Annotated in this window: 11 protein-coding genes; 4 read left to right on the forward strand and 7 right to left on the reverse strand. The window is 73.7% G+C overall.

Going from position 1 to position 10250, the window contains the following annotated elements:
* On the reverse strand, positions 1-1650 hold the full coding sequence (locus P3T41_RS32340) for a DAK2 domain-containing protein (protein ID WP_280694150.1): 1650 nt from the start codon (positions 1648-1650) through the stop codon (positions 1-3).
* A 295-nt stretch (positions 1651-1945) separates the two neighbouring features.
* Here P3T41_RS32340 and rpmB point away from each other — a divergent pair, with 295 nt between their 5' ends.
* The gene (gene rpmB / locus P3T41_RS32345; RefSeq protein ID WP_035846000.1) at positions 1946-2131 is read left to right on the forward strand and encodes a 50S ribosomal protein L28; all 186 of its coding nucleotides are present in this window, start codon (positions 1946-1948) and stop codon (positions 2129-2131) included.
* A gap of 174 nt (positions 2132-2305) precedes the next feature.
* On the opposite strand, the gene thiD is transcribed toward rpmB, so the two are convergent.
* The 3 genes from thiD to P3T41_RS32360 all read right to left on the reverse strand — a co-directional run bounded on the left by thiD (position 2306) and on the right by P3T41_RS32360 (position 5199).
* On the reverse strand, positions 2306-3118 hold the full coding sequence (gene thiD, locus P3T41_RS32350; protein WP_280694151.1) for a bifunctional hydroxymethylpyrimidine kinase/phosphomethylpyrimidine kinase: 813 nt from the start codon (positions 3116-3118) through the stop codon (positions 2306-2308).
* A gap of 23 nt (positions 3119-3141) precedes the next feature.
* Complete coding sequence (locus P3T41_RS32355) at positions 3142-4167, reverse strand: ATP-dependent 6-phosphofructokinase (RefSeq protein WP_280694152.1); 1026 nt, start codon at positions 4165-4167, stop codon at positions 3142-3144.
* A gap of 63 nt (positions 4168-4230) precedes the next feature.
* On the reverse strand, positions 4231-5199 hold the full coding sequence (locus P3T41_RS32360) for a thiamine-phosphate kinase (protein ID WP_280694153.1): 969 nt from the start codon (positions 5197-5199) through the stop codon (positions 4231-4233).
* 203 nt (positions 5200-5402) lie between these two features.
* Between P3T41_RS32360 and P3T41_RS32365 the strand changes: the two genes are divergently transcribed.
* The gene (locus P3T41_RS32365; RefSeq protein WP_280694154.1) at positions 5403-5636 is read left to right on the forward strand and encodes an Lrp/AsnC ligand binding domain-containing protein; all 234 of its coding nucleotides are present in this window, start codon (positions 5403-5405) and stop codon (positions 5634-5636) included.
* Positions 5637-5696: 60 nt separating this feature from the next.
* Here P3T41_RS32365 and P3T41_RS32370 read toward each other — a convergent pair whose 3' ends face one another.
* The 3 genes from P3T41_RS32370 to P3T41_RS32380 form a co-directional block, all read right to left on the reverse strand.
* Positions 5697-6839 carry a D-alanine--D-alanine ligase family protein gene (locus tag P3T41_RS32370; RefSeq protein WP_280694155.1) on the reverse strand — a complete coding sequence of 381 codons (1143 nt, stop codon included), beginning with the start codon at positions 6837-6839 and terminating at the stop codon, positions 5697-5699.
* Between the two features lie 108 nt (positions 6840-6947).
* Positions 6948-7946, reverse strand: coding sequence for an NAD(P)H-dependent glycerol-3-phosphate dehydrogenase (locus P3T41_RS32375; RefSeq protein ID WP_280694156.1), 999 nt, complete (start codon positions 7944-7946; stop codon positions 6948-6950).
* Complete coding sequence (locus tag P3T41_RS32380; RefSeq protein ID WP_280694157.1) at positions 7943-8875, reverse strand: lysophospholipid acyltransferase family protein; 933 nt, start codon at positions 8873-8875, stop codon at positions 7943-7945. Before P3T41_RS32380 ends, P3T41_RS32375 begins: the two co-directional genes overlap by 4 nt.
* 234 nt (positions 8876-9109) lie before the next feature.
* Here P3T41_RS32380 and cofC point away from each other — a divergent pair, with 234 nt between their 5' ends.
* Positions 9110-9823, forward strand: coding sequence for a 2-phospho-L-lactate guanylyltransferase (cofC, locus tag P3T41_RS32385; protein WP_280694158.1), 714 nt, complete (start codon positions 9110-9112; stop codon positions 9821-9823).
* A gap of 20 nt (positions 9824-9843) precedes the next feature.
* On the forward strand, positions 9844-10062 hold the full coding sequence (locus P3T41_RS32390; RefSeq protein ID WP_280694159.1) for a hypothetical protein: 219 nt from the start codon (positions 9844-9846) through the stop codon (positions 10060-10062).
* Positions 10063-10250: the final 188 nt, after the last annotated feature.

Consider the following 10250-nt stretch of genomic DNA (forward strand, 5'->3'; position numbering starts at 1 on the left):
CTACTCGACCCCGATGAGCAGCGGCGCGCTCTGCTGGCCGCCCGGGTAGACCACCGTGTCGACCTCCGGACGCTGCCGCCGGGCGTGCGCCACCAGGCGGTCGGCCAGATCGTGGGGGGCGCCCTCGCCGATCACCAGGGTGACCAGTTCCCCGCCGGCCGCGAGCATCCGGGAGAGCACCTCGGCGCCGGTGCGGGCGATCCCCGAGCCGATCACCGCGACATCGCCGTCGATCAGGCCGAGCACGTCACCGGCCTGGCAGACCCCGGCCATGGTCCAGGACTCGCCCTCGGCGACGGCCAGTTCGGCGTACCGGGTGGCACCGGCCGCCGAGGTCATGGCGACCACGTCCTCGTCGAAGCGGTGGGCCACCTCGTGCACCGCGAGCGCGGCCAGGCCCTGCACCGGGGAACGGGTGGGCAGGACGGCGATCCGCACGCCCTCCTCGCGCAACTGGTCGGCGGCCGCGCCCGCGCCGGCCCGCAGCTCGGGGTCGTTGAGCAGCACGATCACCTCGCTCGCGGCGCACCGGCGGACCGCCTCGGCGAGTTCGGCGCTGGACGGCGGCGCGTCCGGGTCGGCGGCCAGCACGGCCGCGCCGGCCGCCCTGCACAGCTCGGCCAGACCCGCTCCGGTGACCACGCTGAGCACCGCGCGGTCGCTCCGCTCGCCGGCCAGGCCGGTCCCGGACCCGGCGCGGGCGCCGGCCCGCGCGGCGGCCTCGGCGAAGTGGGTGATCCGGATCCGGTGCGGGCGACCGGCCGCGAGTCCGGCCTCCACCGCCGCGCCCGCGTCGTCCACATGCACGTGCACGTTCCACAGCCCGTCGCCACCGCCGACCACCAGCGAGTCGCCGAGCACGCCGAGGTGGGCGCGCAGCGCGGGCAGCGCCTCGTCCGGGGCGTCCAGCAGGTAGATCACCTCGAAGGCGGGATGCCCGGGCAGGCGCTCGGGCTCGCTCGCGCAGGCGTTCCCGAAGTGGGACGAGGCCACGACCGGCAGGTCCTCGCCGAGCGCGACCGGGCCCATCGGCTCGCGACCGGCCACCGCGTCGGCCAGCGCACCGAGCACGGCCACCAGACCGCGCCCGCCGGCGTCCACCACGCCCGCCTGGGCGAGCACCGGCAGCTGCGCGGGGGTGCGCAGCAGGGCGGCGCGCGCCGCCCGGTGGGCCGCGGCGGCCACCTCGGCCAGCAGGTCGGCGGCCTGCCCCGCCCCCTCGGCGGCGCTCCTGGCCACCGTCAGCAAGGTGCCCTCGACCGGCTCCGCCACCGCCTGGTAGGCCGCGTCCGCGCCCCGGGCCAGTGCCTGGCACAGCGCGCGCGGGCCGCCGCCCCGCTCGGCCAGGATCTCGGCCGTCCCGCGCAGCAGCTCGGCCAGGATCACCCCGGAGTTGCCCCGGGCGCCGAGCAGCGCGCCCTTGGCCATCGCCTTGACGGCGGTCTCCAGGTCGGGGGCGGCCGCGCTCTCGAAGCACTGCTCGACGGCGGCGGTGGCGGCCTCCACCGTCAGGTAGAGGTTGGTCCCGGTGTCCCCGTCCGGCACCGGGTAGACGTTGAGCGCGTCGATCTCCTCGCGGGCCTGGCCGAGGGCCGACAGCGCGAGGCGGCACCAGGTGCGGACGGCGGGGGCGTCGAGCGTCTCCAGCACCGGGTCTCCTCCAGATGAACGCGACGGCAACGCGATGTTGCCGCGGGATGGGCTTCTGGCAGGTTATCGGGGCGGCCGCGGCCCTGGCCGCCGAGCGATCAAGGACGGGCACGACGGAGCGATCAAGCGATCGGACATGGTAGTTTCTTGGAGCGGGAGCACTCGATGTATGCTGCTCCGGTTGCCTGGAACAACCCGGGCTCCCCCTTGAACCGATCCGAACCACGTGAGTGGCCAGGGTGGATCAGCCGGGGTTTTTCGAACGTAACTGATCTGAAGTCTTGGAGTGACTCCTGTGGCTGCCAACTGCGACGTCTGCGGCAAGGGGCCGGGCTTCGGCAACAACATCTCCCACTCGCACCGCCGTACCCGTCGTCGTTGGAACCCCAACATTCAGACGGTGCGCGCTGTGATCGGGCGTACGCCGAAGCGGCTCAACGTCTGCACCTCGTGCATCAAGGCCGGTAAGGTCTCGCGCTGACGCGCAGACCGGCGCGCCGGTCCTCCGGTAGGCCGATCCATCCTCGGATGGGTCGGCTTATTGCTGTTACCAGCCTGTTTTGAGCAACGCTGTGGGGCCCGGCCGGTCGGCCGGGCCCCACAGCGTTGCTCAGCACAGCGTTGCTCAGCACAGCGTTGCTCAGCACAGCGTTGCTCAGCCGCGCAGTCGCCAGCCGTGGTCGACCGGTCCGATCCCCGCGCCCAGCGGGAAGCCGGCCCGGATCGCGCCGGTGACGTACTCCTTGGCCGCGCCCACCGCCGCCGGCAGCTCCCGGCCCTTGGCCAGCTCCGCGGCGATCGCGCTGGCCAGCGTGCAGCCGGTGCCGTGGGTGTGCCGGTTGTCATAGCGGGGCGCGCGGAACCAGTACTCCTCGCCGTCCCGTCCGGCCAGCAGGTCCGCTGCCTCACCGGCCAGGTGGCCGCCCTTGACCAGCACCCAGCGCGGGCCGAGCGCCAGCAGCGCGTCGGCGGCCGGGCGCATCTCGCCCTGTTCCAGCACGGTGATCCCGGTCAGCTGGGCCACCTCGTGCAGGTTCGGCGTGGCCAGCGTGGCCAGCGGCAGCAGCCGCTCGCGCAGCGTGGCGACCGCCTCGGCGGCGAGCAGCGCGTCGCCGTGCTTGGAGACCCCGACCGGGTCCACCACGATCGGCGCCCGGACGCCCGAGAGCAGGTCGGCGACGGTCTCCACCAGCTCGATCGAGGCCAGCATGCCGGTCTTCACGGCCTGCACCCCGATGTCGTCCAGCACGCTGCGGAACTGCGCGCGGACGGCCTCGGCCGGCAGCTCCCAGTAGCCCTGGACGCCGAGCGAGTTCTGCGCGGTGACGGCGGTGATCACGCTCATCCCGTGCGTACCGAGGGCCAGCATGGTCTTCAGATCGGCCTGGATGCCGGCGCCGCCGCCGGAGTCGGAGCCGGCGATGGTCAGGACGCGCGGGGGGGCCGGCGTGGGAACGTCAACGGGCATGGGCCCAACCTACCGGGCGCGCCTCAGAGCACGGCTTCGGACTCCACCCAGCGGTCCGGCGGCACGGTCTTCAGCCGGGTGACCGCCTCGGCCACCGGGATCAGCTGGATCTCGGTGCCGCGCAGTGCGGTGAAGTGTCCGAAGGCGCCCTTGTGGACGGCCTCCACGGCGTGCCAGCCGAACCGGGTGGCCAGCACCCGGTCACGGGCGGTGGGGGTGCCGCCGCGCTGGGTGTGGCCGAGGATCACCGGGCGGGCCTCCTTGCCGAGCAGGTCCTCCAGCTCGTGGGCCAGCCGGGTACCGATCCCGCCGAAGGTCCGGTGGCCGAACTGGTCGACCCCGCCGTGGTCGAAGCGGAGCGTGCCGGGCATCGGCTCGGCGCCCTCGGCCACCGCGATGATGGCGAACTTCTTGCCGCGGGAGAAGCGCTCCTCGATCATCCGGGCGACCGCCTCGATGTCGAAGGGCTTCTCCGGGATCAGGATGCCGTGCGCGCCGCCCGCCATCCCGGCGGTGAGGGTGATCCAGCCGGTGTGACGGCCCATCAGCTCCACCACCAGGACCCGCTGGTGCGACTCGGCGGTGGTCTTCAGCCGGTCGATCGCCTCGGTCGCGACGTGCACGGCGGTGTCGAAGCCGAAGGTGACGTCGGTGGCGTCGATGTCGTTGTCGATCGTCTTGGGCACCCCGACCATCGGCAGGCCGGCGTCGCTGAACATCTTGGCGGCGGTCAGCGTGCCCTCGCCGCCGATCGCGATCAGCGCGTCGATCCCGAGGTTGCCGGCGAGCGTCCGGGCGTTCTCGACGGCCCACTCGATCCGTTCCCGGCGCACCCGGGCCGAGCCGAGGACGGTGCCGCCCAGGGTGAGCAGGCCGGTCACGTCGTCATGGCCGATCACCCGGGCGCGGCCCTCGATCAGTCCGAGGAACCCGTCCTCGATGCCCACGATCTCGTCGCCGTGCACGTCCAGCCCTCGGTGCACCACCGAGCGGATCACCGCGTTGAGCCCGGGACAGTCGCCACCACTGGTCAGGACACCGATGCGCATGGGGGAAGCCTACGCGCTGGCCGATACCCCGCCGGGTGTCCAACACTCACTCGTTCGGCTGCCTCAGTCGGCGGCGAAGTGGTCCCAGCCGGCCGTCCGGTCCCAGGGCGCGCCGTCCACCGTGACCCGGCCGGTGCGTCCCGGCTTGGCGGCCCCGCTGACCTCGCCGACCACCCGCCAGCGGGCCGGCAGTTGGACGCCGGCCGGGAAGGTCGCCGCGATCGCGTGGTCCTCGCCGCCGGAGAGCACCCAGACCAGCGGGTCCACCCCGACCGCCTGCCCGATGTCGGCCATCTGCGCGGGGACGTCGAAGTCGGCGGCGTGCAGGTCGATGTCCATCGCGCTGGCGGCGGCGACGTGGCCGAGGTCGGCGACCAGCCCGTCGCTGACGTCGATCATCGCGGTGGCGCCCAGCTCGGCCGCCGCCGGGCCCGCGTGGTACGGCGGCTCGGGCCGCCGGTGCGCCTCGACGAAGGCGCGCGGCGAGCGGAAACCGCGGGAGAGCACCGTCAGCCCGGCCGCCGACCAGCCCAGCCAGCCGGTCACCGCGACCACGTCGCCCGGCTGCGCGCCGGAGCGCTTCACCGGCTCGCGGCCCTGCAGGTCGCCGAGTGCGGTGATGGCCAGCGTGATGGTGTCGCCGCGCACCACGTCGCCGCCGACCACTCCGGCCCCGGCCACCTGGCACTCGTCGCGCAGACCGTCCATCAGTTCGGTCGCCCAGGTGGTCGGCAGGTCGGCGGGCACCACCAGGCCGAGCAGTATCGCGGTGGGCACCGCGCCCATCGCGGCGATGTCGGCGAGGTTCTGCGCGGCGGACTTGCGGCCCACGTCGTAGGCGGTGGACCAGTCGCGGCGGAAGTGCCGGCCCTCGATCAGCACGTCGGTGGTGGCCACCACCCGCCGGTCCGGGGCCCGCACCACGGCCGCGTCGTCACCCGGGCCGAGTTCCACCGCCGGGGTGAGCGGCAGCCGGGCGGTGAGCTCCCTGATGAGTCCGAACTCGCCGAGCTCGCCCACGGTCCCCTGCATGTGCCGTCCTCTCCGCGTCAGCTCCCGGACACGCGATGCGCGCCCCGCGCGAAGCGTAACGCCCGCCGGAGGTCTCCCCTCGCGGGCCCGGTGCGCGGTAGCGTGGTGATCCAGTCTCTGCGGCGTGCCCGCCCCCACCCGACCCCGCGCGGGCCGCGCCCCTTGTCCCCGCTCCGCCACCCCGAGCCGCCGGGAGGTCCTCCGTGGTACAGGCATACATCCTGATCCAGACCGAAGTGGGCAAGGCCACTGTCGTGGCCCAGGCCATCACCAAGATCGAGGGAGTCCTCCAAGCCGAGGACGTGACCGGCCCTTACGACGTGATCGTGCGGGCCGAGGCCGGCACGGTCGACGACCTGGGCCGGCTGGTGGTGGCGCAGATCCAGCAGGTCGAGGGCATCACCCGGACGTTGACCTGTCCGGTGGTCCATCTGTAGCAACGCCGCGGCGCCGCACCCGGTCCTCGGGTGCGGCGCCGCGGCGCGCCCGCCCAGCTGTCAGCGCAGCCCGGTGGAGCGGCGCAGCGCGGCCTGCAGCAGCCGGTCGATCAGCTCGGCGTAGGGCACGCCGGTGGCCTCCCACATCTTGGGGTAGGCCGAGATCGGGGTGAAGCCGGGCAGCGTGTTGATCTCGTTGACCACCCAGCGGCCGTCGGTGAGCAGGAAGAAGTCCACCCGGGCCAGGCCCTCGCAGGCGAGCGCGTCGAAGGCCTCGACCGCCTGGCGGCGGATCTCGGCGGTCTCCTGCTCGGTGAGCCGGGCCGGGATCTGCACGTCGGAGGAGTCGATGTACTTGGCCTCGAAGTCGTAGAACTCGTAGCCCTCGCCGACCAGCACCTCGGCCGGCAGGCTGGCCCGCGGGCCGTCCTCGAACTCCAGGACCGCGCACTCCAGCTCGCGGCCCTCCAGCATCGCCTCGACGATCACCTTCGGGTCGTGCCGGCGGGCCTCCTCGATCGCGGCGTCGAGTGCGGCCACGTCCTTGACCTTGGTGATCCCGATGCTGGAACCGGCCCGGCAGGGCTTGACGAAGACCGGCAGGCCCAGCGCCGCGACCCGCTCCCGGGCGGCGGCGCGACCGGCCTCGCTCTCCCAGTCGCGCGGCCGGATCACGGTGTACGGGCCGACGCCGAGCCCGAAGGACTCCAGCACCCGCTTGGTGTACTCCTTGTCCATGCCGACCGAGCTGGCCAGCACACCGGAGCCGACGTAGGGCACGCCGGAGAGCTCCAACAGGCCCTGCAGCGTGCCGTCCTCACCCCACGGGCCGTGCAGCAGCGGGAGCACCACATCGACCTCGCCGAGCAGCTTGGGTGCGGCGCCGGGCTCGTTCCAGACCACCTCACGGGAGACCGGGCTGGCCGGCAGCGCCAGCTGGCCCTCGGTGGACTCGGCGACCTGGTCGACGTCGGGCATCCGCCCGTCGCTGATCGCCATCCGGGCCGGTTCGTCGGCGACCAGCGCCCAGCGGCCCTGCTGGGTGATGCCGACCGGCAGCACGTCGTACTTGGTCCGGTCGATCGCCCGCAGCACGCTGGCGGCGGTGACCACCGAGACGCCGTGCTCGGAGGAGCGACCGCCGAAGACGATCGCGACTCGCGGCTTCGCCGCCTGGTTCGGGGAGGTCGATTCGATGCTCATATCGAAGGTGAGACTACCGTGCGGACCATTCGGTTCCAGATCATCGCCGCCGGTTCCAGGCGAGCGCCGCTCCGCCGATCCGCACCACGACGGTCACCACTGGGCCGGTCATCGTTCGCGCTTGGCGGATCGGCCCATCAGGTCCTTCAGCACCTCCTGGGTGGGCCGCCCGTTGTGCACCACGTCCACCACCGCCGCGACGATCGGCATGTCGACGCCGTTGCGCCGGGCCAGATCCAGCACCGACTCGCAGGACTTGACGCCTTCGGCGGTCTGCTTGGTGGCCGCGATCACCTGCTCCAGGGTCATGCCCTTGCCCAGGTTGAACCCGAAGGTGTGGTTGCGGGAGAGCGGCGAGGAGCAGGTGGCCACCAGGTCGCCCATCCCCGCCAGGCCCGCGAAGGTGTGCGGGTCGGCACCGAGCCGCTCGCCGAGCCGGGTGATCTCGGCCAGGCCACGGGTCATCAGGGTGGCCTTGGTGTTGTCGCCCAGGCCCATCCCGTCGGCCATCCCGACCGCCAGGCCGATCACGTTCTTCACCGCGCCGCCCAGCTCGCAGCCGATCACGTCGGTGTTGGTGTACGGGCGGAAGTACGGCGTGTGGCAGGCCTGCTGGAAGCGCTTGGCGACCTCCTCGTCCGCGCAGGCGACCACGCTGGCGGCGGGCTGCCGCTTGGCGATCTCGGGGGCCAGGTTGGGCCCGCTGACCACCGCGACCCGCTCCGGGCCCACCCCGGCCACCTCGCGGATCACCTCGGTCATCCGCTTGGTGGTGCCGAGCTCGATGCCCTTCATCAGGCTCACCAGCACGGTCTGCGGGCCGATCAGCGGCTTCCAGGCGGCCAGGTTCTCGCGCAGCGTCTGGGAGGGCACCGCGAGCACCGCGAAGTCGGCGCCGGCCAGCGCGGCGGCCGGGTCGGTGGTGGGGAGCACGGCGTCGGGCAGCACCAGCCCGGGCAGGTACTCGGGGTTGGTGCGGGTGGCCGCGATGCTGTCGACCAGTTCCTTGCGGCGGCCCCAGAGCGCGACCTCGCAGCCGGCGTCGGCCAGGATCATCGCGAACGGGGTGCCCCAGGAGCCGGTCCCGAAAACGGCGCAGCGGGTCATCGGCCTGCCTCCTCGTCATGCTCGGCGGTGTCACGCTCGGCGGCGCTCGCCGTGTGCTCGGCCGACTTCTGCTCGGCCGACTTCTGCTCGGCCGACTTCTGCTCGGCCGACTTCTGCTCGGCCGACTTCTGCTCGGCCGACTTCTGCTCGGCCGACTTCTTCTGGGCCGACTTCCTTTGGGCCGACTTGCGCAGGTCGAACCGCTCGGCCGGCGGCTGCTCATCGCGGATCTCGGCCAGCACGGCGGTGATCGCGTCCATGATGTCCTCGGTCGCCTCGCGCAGCACCTGGCTGGTCAACTCCCGGCCCTGGTAACGGCTCAGGTCCACCGGCGGGCCGGCCGCCACCACCACCTTCTTCCGCGGGAAGAGGCTGACCTTGGCCGGGCGCCCGCCCAGCCCCTTGCCGTACGGCGGGACGATCTCGTGCGCCCCCCAGTGCGCCACCGGGATCACCGGCGCGCCGGTCATCAGCGCCACCCGGGCGGCGCCGCTCTTGCCGGTCATCGGCCACAACTGCGGGTCCCGGGTGATCGTGCCCTCCGGGTAGAACTGCACCACCTGGCCGTTGTCGATCGCCGAGATCGCGGCCCGGAAGGCCTGGGCGGCGTCGGTGGAGTCGCGGTACACCGGGATCTGGCCGGTCTTGCGCAGCATGAATCCGATGAACGGCACCTTGAAGAGCGAGGACTTGCCCAGTATCCGCGGCGGCCGGCCGCTGTTGTACTGGAAGTGGGCGTAGACCACGGGGTCGATCACCGAGTTGTGGTTCACCACCGTCAGGAAGCCCCCTTCCTTCGGGAAGTGCTCCCAACCGCGCCACTCGGGCTTCACCAGTGCGGTCGTCACCGGCTTCACCAGGACCGCCGCGAAGCGGTACCAGACTCCGTAGTCCGCGTTGCCGAAACTGGCGTACGAGCGGCGGGCCACCCCAGGTCCTCCATCGTGTCGCGCGGCACCGTGGAGTGCCGCGACAGAAATCCATCGCATGATCGCATCCGGGCCTCCCCGACCTGCCGGGTCCGGGAGACCCTGGTCATCCTCGCCGGGCCGCACGGCCATGTCGAGCAGGGCCGGGTGCGGGTCGGCGCCGAGTGACCAATCGCACGCCACCGCCCGGGGCGCGCTGGCGGAGCCTGACGGACCGACGCGAGAATGTCGCGGATGACCCAGCACACCGTACGCCCCCATGCCCCCGCCGCGCGGGGCCGGTCGGCCGCCTGGAGCCTGGTGCTGCCGGTGAAGTCGCTGGCGCGGGCCAAGAGCCGGCTCGGCCCGTACGCCGGGGCGCGCCGGCCCGAGCTGGCGCTCGCCTTCGCGCTGGACACCGTGGCCGCCGCGCTGCGCTGTCCGGCGGTGGCCCAGGTGCTGGTGGTCTCCCGCGACCCGGTGGCCGGTGACCGGCTGGCCGCGCTCGGCGCACTGCTGGTCACCGACGAGCCGGACGAAGCTGACGAACAGAGCCGGCAGCACGGGCAACTCGTCGACGGGCTCAATCCCGCGCTGGCGCACGGCGCGGCGCACGCGCGGCGGCTGCGCCCCGACGCGCCCCTGGCGGTCCTGTCGGCCGACCTGCCGGCGCTGCGCCCGGCCGAACTCGCCCGCGTGCTGGGCGCGGTGCCGGCCGGGGCGCGCGCCTTCCTGGCGGACGCCCCGGGGATCGGCACCACGCTGCTGGCCTGCGCCACCGGGCAGCCGTTGCGCCCGGCCTTCGGCGGCGCCTCCCGGCAGCGGCACGCGGCCGGCGGTGCGCTCGAACTCGCGCTGCCGGACGTGCCCTCGGTGCGACGGGACGTGGACACCGCCGCCGACCTCGCCGAGGCGCTGGCGCTCGGGGTCGGCCCGCACACCCGGGCGGTGGCGGCGGCCTTGGTCTGAGCCCGCTCTATGCTGCTGGCATGCAGGCCACCGCGTTCACCTTCGACCCCGACACCCGGGCCGGCTCCGTGCTGCTCGACGACGGCACGCCGCTGCCCTTCGACGCGGCCGCGTTCGACGCCGGCGGGCTGCTCCTGCTGCGTCCGGGGCAGCGGGTGCGGATCCGCACCGAGGGCAGCGGCGAGCAGCGCCGGGTGGTCTTCGTGACGCTCCAGACCTTCCCCGATCCCGGGAACTGACGCCCGGTGAACTGACGCACCGTCAACCAGCCGAACCGCCCGACCCGGTCACAGCGAAAGCCGCGGCGGGGGGGGGCGGGGGGGGCGGGGGGGGGGGGGGGGGGGGGGGGTTGGGCGGGCGGGGCCCGCGCCTGGGCGCCCGCGGGGCCGCCGGGGGGGCGGGGGGCGCCGCCCGCCCGGGGGCGGGG

Source organism: Kitasatospora sp. GAS204B, assembly GCF_029892155.1.
Lineage (GTDB): Bacteria > Actinomycetota > Actinomycetes > Streptomycetales > Streptomycetaceae > Kitasatospora.